This is a genomic window from Trichocoleus sp. DQ-U1 (genome assembly GCF_039961925.1).
In the GTDB taxonomy this organism is placed as follows: Bacteria; Cyanobacteriota; Cyanobacteriia; order Cyanobacteriales; family FACHB-T130; genus FACHB-T130.
In genome coordinates this window covers 29676-48128 of record NZ_JAMPKB010000035.1, presented here as the reverse complement: position 1 = coordinate 48128, position 18453 = coordinate 29676, and the positions used below count along the sequence as shown (strand labels likewise).

Annotated in this window: 15 protein-coding genes and 1 pseudogene; 7 read left to right on the top strand and 9 right to left on the bottom strand. The window is 44.8% G+C overall.

Features of this window, described 5'->3' with window-relative positions; translation table 11 throughout:
* The first annotated feature begins 415 nt into the window (after positions 1-415).
* Entirely contained in the window at positions 416-958 is a 543-nt protein-coding gene (locus NDI34_RS16120; RefSeq protein ID WP_190429082.1) for a hypothetical protein, read from the top strand.
* 19 nt (positions 959-977) lie between these two features.
* Here the strand turns inward: NDI34_RS16120 and NDI34_RS16115 are convergent, their stop codons facing one another.
* The 4 genes from NDI34_RS16115 to NDI34_RS16100 form a co-directional block, all read right to left on the bottom strand.
* Complete coding sequence (locus NDI34_RS16115; protein WP_348233159.1) at positions 978-2354, bottom strand: DUF3370 domain-containing protein; 1377 nt, start codon at positions 2352-2354, stop codon at positions 978-980.
* A 197-nt stretch (positions 2355-2551) separates the two neighbouring features.
* Positions 2552-3346, bottom strand: a complete 795-nt coding sequence (locus tag NDI34_RS16110) for an alpha/beta hydrolase (RefSeq protein WP_348233158.1) — start codon at positions 3344-3346, stop codon at positions 2552-2554.
* Positions 3347-3553: 207 nt separating this feature from the next.
* Positions 3554-4981: a DUF3370 domain-containing protein gene (locus NDI34_RS16105; RefSeq protein WP_348233157.1), complete on the bottom strand. Its 1428-nt coding sequence runs from the start codon at positions 4979-4981 to the stop codon at positions 3554-3556.
* Between the two features lie 250 nt (positions 4982-5231).
* Entirely contained in the window at positions 5232-5744 is a 513-nt protein-coding gene (locus NDI34_RS16100) for a peptidase C15 (RefSeq protein ID WP_348233156.1), read from the bottom strand.
* 136 nt (positions 5745-5880) lie between these two features.
* Here NDI34_RS16100 and NDI34_RS16095 point away from each other — a divergent pair, with 136 nt between their 5' ends.
* From NDI34_RS16095 to rsmD, 3 genes are all read left to right on the top strand, one after another.
* Positions 5881-6417: a hypothetical protein gene (locus NDI34_RS16095; RefSeq protein WP_348233155.1), complete on the top strand. Its 537-nt coding sequence runs from the start codon at positions 5881-5883 to the stop codon at positions 6415-6417.
* An 84-nt stretch (positions 6418-6501) separates the two neighbouring features.
* On the top strand, positions 6502-7137 hold the full coding sequence (gene hisH / locus NDI34_RS16090) for an imidazole glycerol phosphate synthase subunit HisH (RefSeq protein ID WP_348233154.1): 636 nt from the start codon (positions 6502-6504) through the stop codon (positions 7135-7137).
* Between the two features lie 38 nt (positions 7138-7175).
* Entirely contained in the window at positions 7176-7724 is a 549-nt protein-coding gene (gene rsmD / locus NDI34_RS16085; RefSeq protein ID WP_190682232.1) for a 16S rRNA (guanine(966)-N(2))-methyltransferase RsmD, read from the top strand.
* 87 nt (positions 7725-7811) lie between these two features.
* Here the strand turns inward: rsmD and petG are convergent, their stop codons facing one another.
* Positions 7812-7925, bottom strand: coding sequence for a cytochrome b6-f complex subunit V (petG, locus tag NDI34_RS16080; RefSeq protein ID WP_190411146.1), 114 nt, complete (start codon positions 7923-7925; stop codon positions 7812-7814).
* Between the two features lie 281 nt (positions 7926-8206).
* Here petG and NDI34_RS16075 point away from each other — a divergent pair, with 281 nt between their 5' ends.
* Positions 8207-8581: a cytochrome c gene (locus NDI34_RS16075; RefSeq protein WP_190524588.1), complete on the top strand. Its 375-nt coding sequence runs from the start codon at positions 8207-8209 to the stop codon at positions 8579-8581.
* A gap of 39 nt (positions 8582-8620) precedes the next feature.
* Here NDI34_RS16075 and NDI34_RS16070 read toward each other — a convergent pair whose 3' ends face one another.
* Positions 8621-10426, bottom strand: a complete 1806-nt coding sequence (locus NDI34_RS16070) for an ABC transporter ATP-binding protein (RefSeq protein WP_190536403.1) — start codon at positions 10424-10426, stop codon at positions 8621-8623.
* Positions 10427-10681: 255 nt separating this feature from the next.
* Positions 10682-12646 (bottom strand): patatin-like phospholipase family protein, encoded by a 1965-nt coding sequence (locus NDI34_RS16065; protein ID WP_348233153.1) that lies wholly within the window; start codon positions 12644-12646, stop codon positions 10682-10684.
* 1151 nt (positions 12647-13797) lie between these two features.
* Between NDI34_RS16065 and NDI34_RS16060 the strand changes: the two genes are divergently transcribed.
* Together NDI34_RS16060 and NDI34_RS16055 are read left to right on the top strand one after the other, a co-directional pair.
* Positions 13798-14571 carry a class II aldolase/adducin family protein gene (locus tag NDI34_RS16060; protein ID WP_348233152.1) on the top strand — a complete coding sequence of 258 codons (774 nt, stop codon included), beginning with the start codon at positions 13798-13800 and terminating at the stop codon, positions 14569-14571.
* A gap of 98 nt (positions 14572-14669) precedes the next feature.
* Entirely contained in the window at positions 14670-15347 is a 678-nt protein-coding gene (locus NDI34_RS16055; protein WP_348233151.1) for a VOC family protein, read from the top strand.
* A gap of 602 nt (positions 15348-15949) precedes the next feature.
* On the opposite strand, the pseudogene NDI34_RS16050 reads toward NDI34_RS16055, so the two are convergent.
* Together NDI34_RS16050 and NDI34_RS16045 are read right to left on the bottom strand one after the other, a co-directional pair.
* A pseudogene (locus NDI34_RS16050) lies at positions 15950-16750 on the bottom strand (Hpt domain-containing protein); the annotation flags it as partial.
* Between the two features lie 767 nt (positions 16751-17517).
* Positions 17518-18141 (bottom strand): DedA family protein, encoded by a 624-nt coding sequence (locus tag NDI34_RS16045; protein ID WP_190411154.1) that lies wholly within the window; start codon positions 18139-18141, stop codon positions 17518-17520.
* Between the last annotated feature and the right edge of the window lie 312 nt (positions 18142-18453).

Here is an 18453-nt window from a genome sequence, read left to right as displayed (position 1 = left end):
TTTTTTACGTATCTTTACTTAATCTTCATCAAGTCTTTATAAAAAAGTTAGTTTGATTCCGAAGAATTACTCGTTGATTGTAAATATAATCGTCTTCAAGAATTTGTAAAGCTGAGATTCCCGACATCACAAAGAAGGCGGGAATATGAACTGGTAGAATCTCATGACTTAAATGGATTGCTATAGAGTGGTTTGCGCTAACCGTTAACTCTATGTTTGAGCGAACGGGACTTAAACAAAGTTTGCGTGGATTGCTTATAAATGCAGCGAACAAATGCAAAATTTCTATCGAGAGGAGTGTCCCTAGTTCGAGTTTTTCCCTGACTTGTGGCAGAGGTAGCTAGAAAAAATAGGTGGCATTCTATGAATATATACCTCTGTAGGAAAGAGGGGAAAAACAAAAAAGAGAAACAATATGAAACTAACAAATTGGATAAAAATATTACCGGCTTTCCTAGCGATCGCTTTCGTTGTCCCCGCCCAACGAACCCAAGCTCAGACAACAACCGTCGCTGTTCCTCAACCCACACAGACTGTGGTTCCCACACCGACGAAGGCTCCCGATGGAACCCCGACTTATGGTGCGGAATATGCTTATGACCAGTACATGAGATTGGGGTATGCAGCAACGCAAAGAAAGGATTATCCTGCCGCTTTGTCTTACTTCCGGTCAGCACTTGCCGAACGCCCAACTGACCGTTATGCCACACTCGCTTATTGGAATATTACAGACTATTTAAAAGGGCAAGATCCCCCGCCAGCAAGTGCCCCAGCAGCAACAAACTATGACAAATACATGAGAGTTGGCTACGAGGCTTCCAAGAAAGGCGATTATCACACCGCGCTGATTAATTTCCAAAGGGCATTGAAGCAGCGTCCGGGCGATTATTATGCTAGCCAAGCTCTGCGGAACGTCCAGACCTATGTCAATCGCGGTCAGGGATTATCCCGCAGATAAAAGGCTAAGTTACAAGGTTTCAGGAAGTCTTTTCCAAGGTTCTAACCGTTAAAACTTGCGGCGGCGTGGCGTCTGGGGGATAAATAAAATCGACTTTTACCAGTCGGCGATCGCCCGGTAGCATCTTCAAGGTTATCAAAGGTTCGCCTTGCTGACCGCGCCGTTGAACTAAATGCACGTAACGAATTTGCGGTAAGCCTTGGTCATCAGTGTATTGGATTTGAACGGTACCCCGGAAAAAAACTTGCTGAGGCGGTGGTTCTAGAAAACGCAGTCCTCCTTGCAAGCGATCCTGTTTGATCGGTGTCTGTATTGCCAAGGTTACAGTCTGTCTGTCGTTTGTATCGTTCATCAACGGCAAGGTGAGGCTGTATTGCACTCCATAGTTGCCGTGAGCCATATAAGCGGTATCTGGGTAGCGCACCAACATGGGGGCACTTTGCACTCGTTCGGTGCCGAGAGTGCCGCGAGGAACGGTGCTGAGGCTATAGGAAAACGCTTTTCCTGGTTGGGGAATGCTCAGGTTCACTGCACCCGGTCTTTCTACCAGTCTGGCTTTCCACTGAGAACCTTGTGCGACACCCGCAACACGACCGTAGATCAATTGCCCCTTATTTGCTTCCGGAGGGGTCGGAACGCGATCGCGCGGCTGTGCTAAATTACCAGAATTCAGCAGTCTCTGCCATTCTTCCAGCGTCGGTGTACGTTCGCTCTTATTGGGATTTTGACGCGCATACATCGCTAAACTCGCCATATAGACTTTGGCATTGCTCCGCAACCGCATTAATGTTGAGCGACCATTCAGTGGCGGCGTTAGCGTCTTTACAGGAATCGGATGATTCATCAACATCCGGCTTTCCCCCGGCGGAATTGTCAACTGAGGGGGAAAATCAGCTTGACGCTGTTCTCGCAAAATATCATTACTGACGCGATCGCCAGGGCCAGCATACACTGTACCCAAGGGATTCTCAATGTAGGACGCCATTGGCATAAATGGCGCATCTGGTTGACTGAGATAACTGGCGGCTTGCAAGATATCCACCGTGACGGGTTGCTTACCGGGATTATGGACGATGATTCCCAAGTAGAGAGTCCGTAAGTCTTCCGGCGTCGGTGGCTTAGCAATATGATGGGCAAACACATCAAAACGCCCTTGGAAGGGAAAATTTAAATGAGCCGCCGAGGTGCTTTTTTTGCTGGGGGGAAAGGTTGAAAGTAAAATTCCCTCTGTCTGGACTAATTCCGGGCTGTTGCTATTAAAAACTGGCACGTCATCCAGTTTGCCCGGTAAAGGGCGGACTTCCTGCGGTTGCACGACCTCAAGTGGTGGCGGGGGTGCAGGTGTCGGGATTGGATTTGTTTGCGCGAGAAGAAAAAGCGGCAAAAAAGTCAACATGAAGCGATTTCGGAGTCTCACGGTTAGCACTCACCATTTTCTCCGCTGTAGGATGCGATCGCACCCCTATTCTTCTAACTGAGGCAATTCACGCAGGAAGGAGGGGCTTTCGCAGTCGCTAAATCAGCGATTGGAACCAGAAATCGTCGCCCGTAGGCGTAAGCCTTCCCGAAGGGTATACGAAAGCCCAGAGAAAATTATGCCCTTGTCAATAACATTTCCTCAATTTCTGCAAGAAATTCAAAAGTAATCGTTGTAAATTTATCTGGAAAAAACAGGTTCCATTCGTGGTATCCTTCCGCTACTACTTTTAATTTAGAACCTTTGATTCCTTGTGATAACTCTTGGGCAAATTTTACCGGAGTTAGAACATCGTTCTCTCCCCACAAAATTAAACAGGGGGATTCAACGTTTGGTAAAATTGGTCTGATATCTTCTTGTAACGCGATAAATCCCATCTTTATTGTGTTTTCCAGGTTAAATAAGCTGTTATAAAACAAGTTTTTAAAAATAGCACTAACAGGCTGAAGCTTCATTTGCCAAGATTGTGCAGGCATTTCAATTGCCCTTTTCAATGCAACTTCCGGTATAGAACCCAGAGGAATCCCTGTACTGTCTACGACGATGAGGCTGCGGACAATCGACGGCATCAAAGCTGCCAATGCTATGGCAATTGCGCCTCCTAGTGAATGTCCAACTACATGAACTTTCTTTAAATTTAACTTTTTTACAAAATTACCGATAATCTTTGCATAGTCATTAGAATTTTGAATTGTTTCAGGTGCGGTTGAGTTCCCTAAACCTGGTAAAACCGGCGCGATTACCTGATAACGCTCAGATAAAATATCTAAGCTTTCTTGATAAGGTTCAACTAATACTCCCCATCCGTGTATAAAAAGTATCGGATCTAAATTTGAGGCAATTCCTCCTTCATAGTAGGAAATACAACAGTTATCAAAATTAACTTGCTTTTCGATGAATTTGCTTTTCACTGAATTGACCTTCAATTTTTTGAGACAGTAAGCACTAATTTAGGCATTTGTCAAAAGTGCCTAAATTAGAGGATGTTACATAACTTAACAATTTTTACCTAGTTTTCTCGTCTGTCTAAAGTAAGGGCACGGCATTGCCGTGTCCCTACGCTTGGAAATGGGGAAGCGAGGCAAACCCCGCAGCCAATACATCAGGAAATTTTTTAACTAAAGTACAAACCGAATTCCATACAGGACACGCATCAATTCCACTAATGACTTGTCACTTACATTCGCTGAGGTATTTTCTAAAGTTCGTACAGTCAGGACTTGCGGCGGCGTCGCATCTGGTGGGTATATCAAATCGACTTGCACCTGGCGGCGACTTGCCGGTGGCATTTTTAGCGTTAGCAGTGGTTCTATTACCTGACCCGTTTGGTGCCACAAATGCACGTAGCGCGTCAGGGGTTTCCCTTGGTCATCCTTGTAGCGCAACCGTACGGTACCGCGAAAAATTGGAAAATGCGGGGGTTGCTGGAAACGCAATCCTCCTTTTGCTAGCTTGTCTTCCTTCAAAGGCGTTTCTAGCGTCAGGGTGACAGTTTGGGGTTGTTTCGTGGAGTTGATTAAGGGCACGCTGAGGTTGTATTCAACTCCGTAGTTCCCATGTGCTTCGTAAGCGGTATCCGGATAGCGCACCAGCATCTTTGCAGTTTGCACTTGACTTGTACCGAGGGTGCCTAACTTGAGGGAACTGATGGGATAGGAGATAGCGTTACCGGGTTGGGGGATGGTGAGATTTTGGGCATTGGGTTTATCCACCAGTTGCCCTTTCCAGGCAGAACCTTCAGAGACTCCTGCCACGCGACTGTAAATAAATTGCCCGCTGGTTTGCCCTGGAGGAGAGGGGGCTTTATCTCTGGGTCCGGCTAAAGTGCCTGTATCGAGTAAAGTCTGCCATTCTGCTTGGGTTGGTTTCCGTTCGCTGCCATCTGCATTTTTCTTGGCATACATGGCTAAACTGGCTGCATAAACCTTGCCATTACTCTGCAACCTCATTAGCGTAGACCGACCATTAATGGGCTTTTCTAGATTCCGCACCGGAATCGGATGATTCATCAACAAACGGCTTTGTCCCGGCGGTATCACCATCTGGGCGGGAAAATCAGCTTGTCGCTTGCCTCGCATGACATCGTTGACTGCGCGATCGCCATGACCGGAATATACGTCTCCGTTGGGATTTTCGACATAAGTCGGCAGTTTGATATAGGGCGCATTCTGCATTAGCTGACTTGCCGCTTGCAATACTTCCACTTTGACGGGTTTTGTAGCCGGATTATGCAAGATTACGCCCAGATAAAGCGTCTGCAAATCTTTGGGAGTGTGGCTAAAGTGGTGGGCAAATAAATCAAATCTTCCCTGGAAAGGGAAATTAAGATGAGCCGCTGGCACCTTTTTACCATTTGGGGGAAAAGTAGAAAGTAAAATCCCTTCACTTTTCACCCATTCTGGGCTGTTACTGTTAAACATCGGCACTTTATCCAGTTGTCCGGGTAAAGGCATAACTGGCTGGGGTCGCACAATCTCTTGAGGGGCTGGTTTGGGTGGCGGCGGTGGTGTTTGAGCAAGCGGTAAAAGGGGCAAGAATGGCAACATGGGAAGATTAATATTTAAAAACGATAACGACCTTATCCGGAAAAATCGTTTGACTAGACTTTTTAAGAAGTGTGCCCTCAGACTAAATGGGACGACACAAACAAAGCCTGCCTCCGCAAGCTAAATTCACTGTTAGTTCAGTGTAGGCGGACTTCGTCCGTGAAGCCACAACTTTACTGAGTCGTCTTTGGACGTTCGCTGAGGATGCTAACCAAAGATTTTCCGGATGGGTGCTAAGACATCAAGGACTTTAAGAAAGTGCCAGGTTCTTCAGAATACATAAAAAATCTGCCATGATTCCCGAAGAGTTTTCCGGAGTTAGGATTGGGACGTGAACGAAGATACAGCGGCTGTTAATTTTGCGTTCTTGCAAGTAGTCTAATACTGAGTAATACAGCCCTTCGCAGACAAATTTACCGGCATCATGGCTGATTTCAGTTGCGACTAAGCCTGTTAATAGTTTTTCTAGATTTACCGATGTTTTTAGCAGTGTGGTTCCACAAGCCGCACAGGATTCTACGCTCAATTGAGTGCGAGACTCTGCCATACCGCAGCAGATAATGGCATCCGGCTGTAATTCGTTAATTTTGGCAAAAACGCGATCGCTTGCTTGAGCAACATCAACGGGTAGCTGTCTTAAAAAACTCAATGATAGCGATAAAGAGTCTAGGTTGCCAACTTCCAGTAATAGATCGTCGGAAGCATTAGAGTTTTGATGGGGAAGCCAGGTAGTAAAAGACGTTAGCAGAATTTTTCGATTCATAAGTAGCTTTGTGTGATGCGTAGATTAGCTTAATCTAACCACTTACCTGCCTGACAGCAACAAATGTTTAGAGAGATGCGTCTTTCCTCTAATAGACGCAAATGTAACAAATGTTGAAATGAGGTTGAGGTAGAAAGTGCGACGATTACTTCTTGTTTTAGGAGTGGTGCTTCTGGCATCAGGCTGTAATTTAGAAAAGGCTGCCCAGACGCAGACTGTCAATCTGAATCAAGAAAAGATTACAAAAGAAGAAAAGGCTTTACTTGAGCGGCTAAAGAAAGACAAATTGCTGAAAGCAATCGAGTGCCCATCTAGAGAAGAATTAACTAATTTTGATGAAAACAATTCAACCAAGTCTTTGCTGAGCTGGGTATTCAGGTTAAAAAAAGGTAACCTTGGGGCAAAAAAAATCTGTATCACCCAAGAAGGAGATCCTGTCACAGAATACATAATCGTTGAAAATGATAAAATAAAGATAGTTTTAGATTCTTCCGAAGATAGATTTGGGACAAGGGATGTAGAAGTATATAATCCCATTCAAATTAATCGGGGATACTTTGAGGAAGATGACAAAAACTCAAAAACTTTCAAAATATCGGAATTACAACTGCCTGAAGGTAAAGAAATATTCATTCAGTATGAATTGCCGAACGGTGAAAAGAGATATTTTTGAAATTTTTAACAAAAGAATGTAAAGTTAAAAGAAGGGAACTAGACACCTAACACAAACAACAAAAGTCAGCAAAGGCGCATATTAATGTCAGTCATTGCAGTCATCGACTACGACATGGGAAATCTGCACTCTGCCTGTAAAGGATTGGAAAAAGCGGGTGCAACCCCTAAAATTACGGATTCACCGGCAGACATTGCACGGGCGGATGCTGTAGTCCTGCCTGGTGTGGGATCTTTCGATCCGGCAGTGCAACACTTGCGATCGCGCCACCTAGTAGAACCCATCAAAGAAGCGATCGCATCCGGCAAACCTTTCTTAGGGATCTGTCTGGGATTGCAAATTCTATTCGATTCCAGCGAAGAAGGCAAAGAACCCGGTTTAGGCATTATCCCCGGTGTGGTGCGACGATTTCGACCTGAACCTAACTTGACGATTCCCCACATGGGTTGGAATCAACTAGAAATCGCCCAACCGGATGCCCCAATCTGGCGGCAGTTACCGTCTCAGCCTTGGGTTTATTTTGTCCATTCTTACTACGTCGATCCCGTCGATCCTCAAATCCGCGCCGCCACTATCACCCACGGAAGTCAAACGGTGACGGCTGCGATCGCGCGTGATAACTTGATGGCTGTGCAGTTCCACCCGGAAAAATCTTCTACCAGCGGACTGCAAATATTATCCAACTTTGTCGCCCAGGTACGAACCGAAGTTGCCGCATAGTAAAGTTGCGTTAGCGTAGCGGCACGTCTAACCTAATTATGAGCCTCAGAATCTACGGCAATCGCTTACTCAAAACCTTGCCAGGTCAAGAAACCCGACCCACACTAGGGCGAGTGCGGGAAGCAGTATTTAACATTTGGCAGGGCAGTATCAGCGGTTGTCGCTGGCTGGATTTGTGTGCTGGTAGTGGTTCGATGGGCGCTGAGGCATTGTGTCGGGGTGCCAGCTACGTCGTCGGAATTGAACAGTGGAGTCGCGCCTGCGCCATTATCCAGGAAAACTGGCAGCAAGTCGCTCAAGAAGACCAAAAATTTCAGGTATTGCGGGGGGATGTCGTTCAACGATTGAAAACCCTTGGCGGTCAGCAGTTCGACCGGATATACTTTGACCCGCCCTATGCGAGTGAATTATATCAGCCGGTGCTGGAAGCGATCGCACAGCATCAACTACTGGCTGAAGGCGGTGAATTCGCAGTGGAACACAGTCCTAACAACTGGACGGTGGAACCCGTTCCCGCACTGGAAATCTGTCGCCAAAAGGTTTACGGCAACACTGCCCTTACCTTCTATTGCCCAGCAAGCATCTGAAAGTTTACAACCATTTAAAAAGGTGGGCCGTGCCCACCTCACTCAGCTGACTCAGGAGGGCGGGAGAACCGCGCCCCTACAGCACTTTTATACTCCTAGTTTGTTGTCGCGCTTTTTCTGCATATAGGCAGCGAAGAATAGTCCCGCGAGGGTGACTAAAATCAAACCAAGCACGATACCAGAAAGCAGGGGTTCTACCACGTCAGTACTCCTTTGTTAACGTTTCTTGCCTGTTTCTCATCCTACAAGCTAGAGAGGAAGAACGGGTGAGCCTGTAGCGACACAATTTCAAGGCATCTCCGATTCCAGTAGCAGGCTGGAGAAAACTACGCTTGCCTCGACTCTCTAGAAAATTTAAGCTATGTATATGAATCGAAATCTTTATCGATACACAACCACACATATCGCTATACTCGTTCATTGCATAGCGATCGCTTGCGCCCCGATCAAAAACTGCCCTTACATCTCACTTTCAAAAACCTTTGGATAACCAGCTACCTAAACCTGAAATCCTGATGCAGCGCCTCAGCTTGATGGCATTGGCTGCTTTCCTGGTCATCCTCTTAGCACTTGTTGGGGTTAACCTGTTTCGCGTCTCCGATCCCTATGTGAAGACAGTTTTGACCCTAACGGGCGACCCCGTGAAGGGACACGCGATTTTTCAAATGAACTGTGCGGGATGTCATGGATTGGAAGCACACGGTCGAGTGGGGCCAAGTCTGGAAGCCATCTCTAAGCGCAAGTCTCGCGTAAGAATCATTCACCAAGTCATCAGTGGGGATACACCGCCCATGCCCCAGTTTCAGCCCAGTACCCAAGAAATGGCAGACTTACTGCGTTATTTAGAGGAATTGTAGATGGGAGTGGGCATGGATAATCGCTCATTCATCATCAGCCTAGACCTGACTGAACTGTTGTGCGTAAAATCGGGCATAGCGATCGCCCTTTTGCAGCAATTCTTCATGGGTTCCCGATTCCATAATCTGCCCCTGTTCCACAACCAGAATTCGGTCAGCGCGGCGCACCGTGGCAAGGCGGTGGGCGATGATAAAAACAGTCCGGTCTTTCATGATCCGTTCTAAGGCTTCCTGCACCAAGGCTTCTGATTCCGAATCCAGGGCAGAGGTTGCTTCATCCAGGATGAGGATTCGAGGATTTAGCAAAACAGCACGCGCGATCGCAATTCTCTGCTTCTGCCCCCCCGATAAATTTACCCCTCTCTCCCCCACCCAGGTATGATAACCCTGGGTAAATTGGGTAATGAACTGGTGGGCGTTGGCAATCTCTGCCGCCACCTGCACGTCCTTGAGGTCAAACTGCGCTTGTCCAAAAGCAATATTTTGAGCAATCGTCCCAGAAAATAGAATCGTTTCCTGCGGTACAATCCCAATTTGCCGCCGCAGACTTCGCAGCGTCACATCCTGAATATTAATCCCGTCAATCAAAATTTCACCCGCTTGGGTGTCATAAAAGCGGGGAAGAAGATTCACCAAAGTCGTTTTACCCGCACCCGACGCACCCACTAAGGCAATCATTTCTCCGGAGTGTGCCAGCAAATTCAAATTTTGCAGCACCGGAGTTCCTCCTTGCCCCAACTTAGAAAGAGGTTGCACCCTATCTAAGTCATCCTCTGAGAAGGTAGGACTTGGGGAATTTAGTGCAGGATAGGCAAAGGTAACGTTACAGTATTCCACCTTACCCGTGACTGCCGGAAGGTCAACGGCACCCGGCTTCTCCACTACGGTTGGCTGAATCGCCATCAGTTCAAAAATCCGATCGACCGATGCCTGACCCTGTTTAAATTCGTTGTAATTGCTAGTGAGATGGGCAATCGGGTCAATCAGTAACGCCACTGCTGCGATATAGCTAACAAATTCTGCCCCAGTCAGATTATTAATCGAAATTTGCCAGCCACCGAGGAAAAACAGCAGTAAAACGCTCATCGCGTACAAAAATCCAACCACAGGATTCTGAATCGCCTTTAGCCGTTCAGTTGCATACTTCGCTTTCCGGTTTTCTTCAGCTTCCTGGGCAAAACGGGCAATTTCATAATCTTGGGCGGCGAAAGCTTGTACTAGACGAATTCCGCTAAACACCTCTGTCAGCAACGCCGATAAATTAGAGACGCGATTTTGGCTGCGGCGAGAAAACTTCAGCATCTGTTCGCCAAACCAGCCAATTAAAACGCCCATCAGCGGTGCGACGATAAACGTTGCCAGCGTCAGCTGCCAGTTGAGATAAATCATGTAGCCCAGTACGACGATTAGCTGCAACACGCAGGGAATAAAGTCATGGAAAACTTTATTCACGACTTCCCCAACTCGGTCAATATCTTCGGTGAGACGGTAAGTTAAATCGCCGGTTTGTGCAGTTTCAAAGTAGCCAAAGTTGAGACGATGTAGGTGAGTATAAACTTGCTTGCGTAAGTTAAAGGCAACGAAAAGGGCGGCTTTCGCCATCAGCGAATCCTGTCCATACATCAGGATTTTCTGGACGAGAAAAACGACTGCCAACACTCCTGCTAACTGGGCAAGTGCTGCCATATCGCCTTGTCCAATGAAATTGGCGATTTTGCCTGCAAGTGCCGCCTGGACGGGCCAGAATACTGTAACCCCTAACGTGCAAGCGAAAGCTTGCGCGATGGTTTTCCACTGAGGGCGGATGTATGGCAGTAGATGCCAGTAACTAGAGCGCGTTTTCAAACCTTAACGTCCTGTAATAATCTTCTCCTTTGTCTGACGCTACCAGTTTTCGGTTGTTTCTGAGCGATTATTCTTGGGTGTATTTTAGGGATAGGAAGCGATCGCTTCCCCCGTCCGCAAGGAAAATAAGGGCAATCCCGCTTTCTGTCTGCTAGCGGGGAGGGTTTCATTTCAGCTTGTGTGTATCGACGAGGTAGACGAAGTTGCGATCGCTCGATGTCAGCACCAACAATGTCAGCATTCAGACACATTTTTTTATACTTTTTCGTTGCCAAACATCCTGTTTTGTGCCTTTTCCATCAAGTCAGAAACCACAATCAATACAGTTGCCAAAATTTCAAGAATTGCTAACCCTGAAATCGCTAATACTTTCAGGATTCCAAAAACGAATAACCAAATCAATCCAATAATTTTTGATTCAGTTAATACAATTCTCAAAGCGCGTAAAACTATTCTAGCAATCCTAATTTTTTGACTAAGTTTCAAATCCGCAGGTTGCGGATCTTGTGCTAGCAGATATTTATTGATTTGTCTTACTATCGTATCTACTTCTGCTTCTGTAATTTCTACATTGCAGTATTGGTATAACCAAGTAATTCCACAAATTCGCCCCAATAGAAAATCATGATCTCGATAACGTTTGTCAAAAAAACCACCAAATGCACCCAGGAAATCTGATGCGAGTAGTTCTGCGGCGCTTCCTTCTTGCAGAGAAGCTTTAATATTTTTGGGTAGATTATCGTAGATGGGTTGCAGCCTGCTTATTCCATTACTTCTAGAATTAGCAATTTCGCCGATAATTGCTGGAGTAATTGGACGCAGCTTTATGTGCCGATAAGGGATTGCTTCTTCGATAATTTTCTCAATCTGGCTGATATCTCCAAAATTTTTATCTTCAATTGCTTCTATTAATTTTTCCTTTGCTAAGGCTAATTGATTTCGTTTTTGAATTTCTCTTAAGCGGAGCGAGTCATGTTCTGATTTGGGAAGAGTTAAACCACTCAATCCAACTTCTAATGTCGAAAATTCCCCTTGAGTTAGCCGTTTTGCACTATTCAAATTTTCTACGGGAACTGGACGGATATAAACGTGCAATCGTTCTGTATTAATTGATGGCTGTTGTGCCGTAAATTCCTGCTGAAACTGAGTTGAATGCTCCTTTTTATGTATTTGATTGGAGCGCAAATCATTTTCTAGTTCAATTCCTTTTAAAATAGGTAGACCATCTAGGATGCCTCCATCCGTATACAGAAATACTAAATGTGTATCATCTGCCTTGCTTTCACGTACAGCGCCTAGGCCTTCTTCCTTCAGTTCCTGTTTTTTGGGGGTTTTAAAGTAGTCATCACTGAGGTCTTTAAGATTGATACTACTAATATCAGAATGATCCCAAATGGGTGGAAAAGCAACTGGGAAAGCGCCGGAAGCGCGACCTCCCATTACTGCCTTGCCCCACATCTTATTCATTGTTTCTTGAGGAATCCCTGAATGAAACAGAAATTGACGAGTTTCTGAACTGGTAATCGTTTCAATTTCTTGTTCTAAATGTCCTTGGGCGTCGGTAAGATTAATTTGTTCAAGAAGCCCTTGCAAGTTAGTAAGGGTCATTAAAAGCGCCAGAGGTTTCGTATTTTCTGTGATCTGGGGAGGCTTTATCACAAGTTCGGCTATTTTCTCAATTGCTTCACCAGAAAGAACGCTCAAATTAGTTTTTTCGCGTTTTGCTTCGGGAGTAGATTTAGAGGCTTTAGAATGATGAAAAAGCTTATAAAAACCTTTTCTAAGTGGATTAGAACTCTTTTTATATTTCTCTAGGGTTGCTTCAAAGCTATCAGCAAAACTTTCTATCGTCGCTTGAAATCCATCTTTAAAACTAGACAGCATTACCGAAAAGCTATCGATTTTTTGAATATCGGCTTGTTCAATCCAGGCTTGATACAAAGGGCTTTTATGCTCTTCTTCCGAAAATTTGAGCCGTTGATCGGATTTAAAAGGTGGATCTACCTTTCCTTGAAGTAAGCAGTAGGCGGCGATGACACCAGACATTGCTCCTGCTGAAGATCCAGTAATAATATCAATAATCACTTTCGGTTCAGCCTTGACGGATTCTTTCGTCAATTCATAAAAAACTCCTGCCATATAAGCACCCAATGAAATGCCACCAGAGCAGTTGAGTGTAATCAGTTTGGGAGTTTGTGCAGATTTGGTTTCGGTTTTCATGACAATATACTTGGCGGTGAAAATAACTTGAAGTTTAGTTTAATTCAGCGAAGTTCTGTTATGAGTTTCTTGGCATAAGAGTATTGCTTGGAATTCTAGAAAATTGTTTTGTTTGGCAACATAAGAGATAAAAGCTGGGTTCTGGTTGTACATAACATTGAGCAAACAGAGTGATATTGCTAAGCTGGCATTTTGAGCTAGCGTCTTGCTTCTCTGGCGACAGCCATTCCTATAAATAGGGGGATGCTGCTCTAAGTAGCCGTTCGTTTCTTCGACAACCTCACTATTTTATATGAGCAGAGAATAATTAAAGCTTTTTCGGGAAAGAATCGCAAGCGTCTCCTCTCCTGTTTGTAACTTGCTGCTGAGGCTACTTCCAGAACTAAGTTAGGATGCTTGAATTAACTGTGTAATTTTGGAAGCTGCGTTGAGTTCTGGATGCTGTTCGTGAAAGTATTACAAATACATCCTCTATCGTGTTACACCTTTTGGTAGAGAACGAAATATCAATATACCAATGGCTGAAGTCATTGTCACATTTGCGTAACCATTTCGTAGCACAAATGCCGGCAGTATCAGTGACTCCAATCTTGGCAAAGGTTTGATGGGTTTTGCTTCTGCTCCACCCATCCTATGAATAATAAAGTTAGTTGGCTGAAGCGCGATCGCTCTCTTGAGCCGAACAATTAAAGGAGTTAGATGAGCGATCGCTACTTTATGAATAATTAAGAAAGATTAATTTTTTTGCTCTATTTCTTATGACGAAATATAAATTTATGAATTAGTCCATAATGGCACTTTAAAAGAAAGACGTTTAAAATAAAAGAAGAATTACCAATAAAATTCTTCCTGCATTCAAGAACCTCTCTCCAATTAGTTTCAGTTTAGCTAGGAATAAAGCTAAAGAAATAAATACTTTATAGCGATTGCTCAGATTGCAATGGCTTCCTCACCAAGGAAAAATAAATTCTAGAACTCAAAATTCGGGCAACAGCTTTAGAGAAAGCCTTGTATCCGCCTGAAAAACTCCTGCGCTCAATCGCCGCTCATCGGTAGCGATCGCTAACGATCTTCTAGTGAATTCCTGGCAAAATACAATACACTCACGAATTAAACATCTTTGCAACAACCGATTTATACAGGCTAAATCTATGCAGACATTAAACATTCCTATCAATATTCCCCAGCCGCCAACCTTTGCTTCTATCGAAGATGAACGCCTCCATCGCAAACAACGCCTAGCCGCTGCATTTCGCCTGTTTGCTCGCTTCGGCTTTAGTGAAGGCATCGCCGGACACATCACCGCCCGCGATCCCGAACACCGCGATCGCTTTTGGGTCAATCCCTTCGGGATGCACTTCAGTCTCATCCGCGTCAGCGACCTGCTTCTCGTCAATGAGCAAGGTGAGGTCGTTGAGGGGAATAAGCCTGTCAATCAAGCAGCCTTTGCCATCCACTCCCGCATCCACGCCGCCCGTCCCGACGTTGTAGCAGCCGCACATTCCCATTCAACCTACGGCAAAAGCTGGTCAAGTCTGGGTCGCCTCCTTGATCCTCTCACGCAAGATGCCTGTAGCTTCTACGAAGACCACGGGCTGTTTGATGACTACACGGGCGTCGTTCTCAAACTAGAGGAGGGCAAGCGGATTGCTGACACTTTAGGCGGCAAAAAAGCTCTCATCCTCCGCAACCACGGGCTGCTCACAGTAGGTCACTCAGTCGATGAAGCTGCCTGGTGGTTTATCACAATGGATCGCTCCTGTCAGGCACAGCTAATGGCAGAGGCGGCTGGGAAGCCTGTCCTGATTGACTCGGATATGGCTCGTTTGACGTATCGCCAAGTGGGGTCGCACCACATGGGATGGTTTAGTTTTCAACCACTCTACGACATGATTGTGCGTCAACAACCGGAGCTGCTGGAGTAAGTGTTTTTAAAAGTGTGGAGTGAGGAAGCTTCTAACAAAGGCTGGATTTACAAACCAGCATCTACCGATTGGATTTAAAGAAAAATGAGGGTAGATAAATGACGAAATTAGAGCTACCTAAAGGAAACGATAAAACTTTGAATTCCGACCTAGACTCACCTTTTTCCCAAAAAGATGGCTTATTGGAGTTCAAGGCAGAATTGACCACTCCTGAGTTTTTCAAACGCTGGTCATTTGTCACCAATGTGTATGGTGAACGAGTGCAAGTGGATCACTTTGTCCTGACTTTTCCTGATTTTACACGTCTCAAAAATTACGCTGAAGCTTTGTGTCAATTGGGCGGTCAGATTGTTGAAGGACCAGGACTCTTTCCTATCGAATTTTGTCCTGAAACTTATGTAATTACCAATGATTTATGGTTGCACTTGTTGACAATATTGATGCCATCGGGGGGGTTGGTGGTTCTAGCTGCGCCCCACGCACCAGACGATCAACTTGACCGATTCCTACATGAGCGGGGAAACACTGGCGTCCACCATATTGCGATTCGCGTAGACGATGTGCAGAGTGCTGGTTTAGTTTGGGAGAAAAAAGGGTTTCATCCATTGTCTAGAGAGCCTCTTAATGGTGATTCTCTATGCCAATGGTTTTGGCAAAACTCAGCAGGACAAATTATCGAGCTAATTGGTCGTAGTCCTGAAAATCACGCAACTTTTTACTGCCAAAATATAGGGGGTCTTCGGCTCTCGGAAGTCGCAGGGATTAACGCAAAATGAGTATTGATTTAAGTAGCTAGTTGCCGGTGATTGATCCAGAGGCGTTTTAGAATTGATGATGATGCGATCGCTATCTGTTCTGGGATGAAATCAGAGAAAAGCGATCGCTCATTTGCTTCTTGATGCCTAAGTATTAAGATAACAGCGACCTAAGCCCATAATTCCCCTATCCAATCATCCCCTTGTTCCCAATCCCGACAAGGTTCTTCTTTGGGGCCAGAAGGATGAACCGCACAGACAATTTCGCACTGTCCGTAGTAAAAACGGCATCTTCGACAGGTCTGGAGCGCTTCTATATCAACGGTTTCAATGACTCCACCCTCAGACGGAATCGTGTCTCGAAGCTCTTGCTGACAGGAAAAGGTTGGTAGCCACACGCCTATCGAGAGTTGGTCGTTGATTCCCTCCGGTTCGCCGAAAAAGTGGTCGTTGATAGCACCCGGTATGCATTGGCAACCCGTGATTCTGCCTCCGACTTTACTGACAGCTTGACGAATGACTTTAAGAGTACACTTAGCTTCAACCGTAAAATAGCCACATATATCAATCCGTTGCGTTCCCGCCGTGGCTACGAGAGTCAGATTGGTGCGAACAAATCCTGCTTGAATAACCAGCAATCTCAAGTGATTGTCGAGTTCTTGAAAAACTGGCTCAACCTCCGACATAATTTTGCCTGTTATTTCTTCAGTTAGACCAAGCGCTCTTTGTAACTGCTGCCAAAGTGCCTGTAGCGTCTTCAAAAGCCGCAACAAGAATGAATCTAGCTTTTGATCAACCTGAATTGGATACTCTTTTATAACCTGGAATCCCTTTTCTAAATGGTGAGCAGTTTCTTGAATACTTGTGAGTCCCAACATCGCTGCTCCGCTTTTAATTGAATGAGCAGCACAAAAAAGCTGGTTGATTTCTTCTGCGTCTTTAATCGTGCTTGTTCCGGACAGCAATCCTTGCTCAATTGTCTGGATATATTCTTTCGTTCCTTCAATAAACAAGTGATTGAGATGATTATTAAGTTCTTCAAAAACTGGCTCAACTTTCGACATCATCTTGTGAGTCAGCTCATCATTCAACCCACAAGACCAAGAAAGCTCCTGCATCAGAGCTTTTAGGGTATCCAAAACCCGTTGTAAGAGTGACTCTAGCTTTTGATCGATCCTAACGGGACAAGCATTGAAGACCTGGAAACATCTTTCTAGGCGGTAAGCGGTTTTCTGAATGCTGAGGAATCCCAGCATTGCTGCACCACCTTTGATACAATGAGCAGCTCGAAAAACCTGATTAATCTTTTCTGGGTCTTCGATAGTGCCTTGTAGATCCAGGAGACCTTGCTCAAGTGTATTGAGGTGGTCAATTGCCTCTTCAATAAAGTAGCCAATAATTCGCTGATGTTGTCCCGACATCATTCTCTTTTCTCCTTGTTTTCGCGTAGGGTATTTTCTACCGCAACGCGCTAGGCTTCGCTCAAGGGAAAACTCCGCAGGGGTCGCGTAGCGTATGCGCTCTGTTTACCGATCTCTCCGGTTCTAACACAGCTTGAGACTGATTGAAGTTTTTTCAATAATTGTTGTCAGCGATCGCTCCACTCAATTGCGATCGCTTCCCTGTTTCTAAAGTTTTAATATAAAGTTTTAAAAATGCCAGATCCAGTTATAAGCTAAAAACGTTCGCGATTGCACAGCGCTAATACGGCAATTTTGGAGCAAAAGTGCGAAAAGTGCGAAAATTTTGTGAAAAACGCTCCAATATAACTCCTTTCTTGCTTATACCCTTTCGCTCTATTTCTGCAAGAGTTCGGTCTGGCACCCCTTTGTTGATTGCTTTAAGAAATTCAGATATTCAGCATCGAAAAAGTGAATTGGTATTGGGGAGTTTTTAACATTTTTATAAAAAAAATTCCGCGTGTAACAAAACCCCCTGAGCAAGTAGGGTTAAGGGTAGCTATTGAGTAAATTTGGCTCGAACCAATTAAATTTTTTCGGAAAGTACCCTAGTTCTTGAATATTTTTTTATAGAAATCCTATTTAATTTATAAACGGATATTTGCTTGTAGAGACGCGATATATCGCGTCTCTACAGAGATTCACAAATCATTGAGGATGGCTACACCTATAAAATGACTTAGCCATTCTGGGAATCAATGATTCTTTGTAGATAACCAAGCTTTTCCTCTTCACGCTTGCTTGTTGCCTTTGTTTTTTTGCCTTTTCCTAACTAACCAGACAACAAAAGCGACAATAAGAATCACAAACACAATTTTAGAAACAGGCCCAAGATGCTCATCTACAAGCTCATAGTTTTCGCCTAGTGCGTATCCGGCATAAGTCAGCAAACCCACCCATAATGTAGTGCCAAGGGTTGAGTAGATTAAAAAAGGCAATAAAGGCATCCCGCTGATGCCTGCTGGAAGCGAAATTAAAGTGCGAACTCCAGGAACCAAACGGCAGAAAAACACTGCTTTACCGCCGTGCTTATCAAACCAATTATCTGCCTTGTCAATATCCTTGCTGGATAACCCGATCCACCTGCCATACTTATTCGCTAATCGCTTTAAGTTTTCTTCGCCTACGAGTTTGCCCACGTAGTACCACGGCAATGCACCCAGCATCGTGCCGATTACTCCCGCTGCAATCGCTCCAAAAAAGTGGATCTTGCTATTTGGTTGCGTTGAGACATACCCTGCCAAGGGCATAATCAGTTCGGAAGGGATGGGGGGAAAAAGATTTTCCAAAAACATCAGTAGACCAATTCCCAAGTGACCGAGGGAATTCATGGTGTTCGTGATCCATTCCTGCATAAGTCAGTGTTGGGTATTAGGGGACAGTTATTTTAATTGAAAATTTCAATACTTCTCGCGATCGCATTGTCTTAACGTCACAATTAAACTGTTAAGTTTAGTGAACAAGCTAAGTTTGCTTAACTTTATCAGGTTTTCGAGAATCTGAAAATTGATTTATCTAAATCTTCATCGTAAATTTGCAATATCCAATTTTTGCGGTGAAAGTTTTATTGGCAATTTGAAGTAGCAATCATTCTTTTAATTGCCATTTTTTACTAAAGACAGGGTTCAGTTTTTAGCAAGCTCAGCTTGACTACATTAAGGATGTCG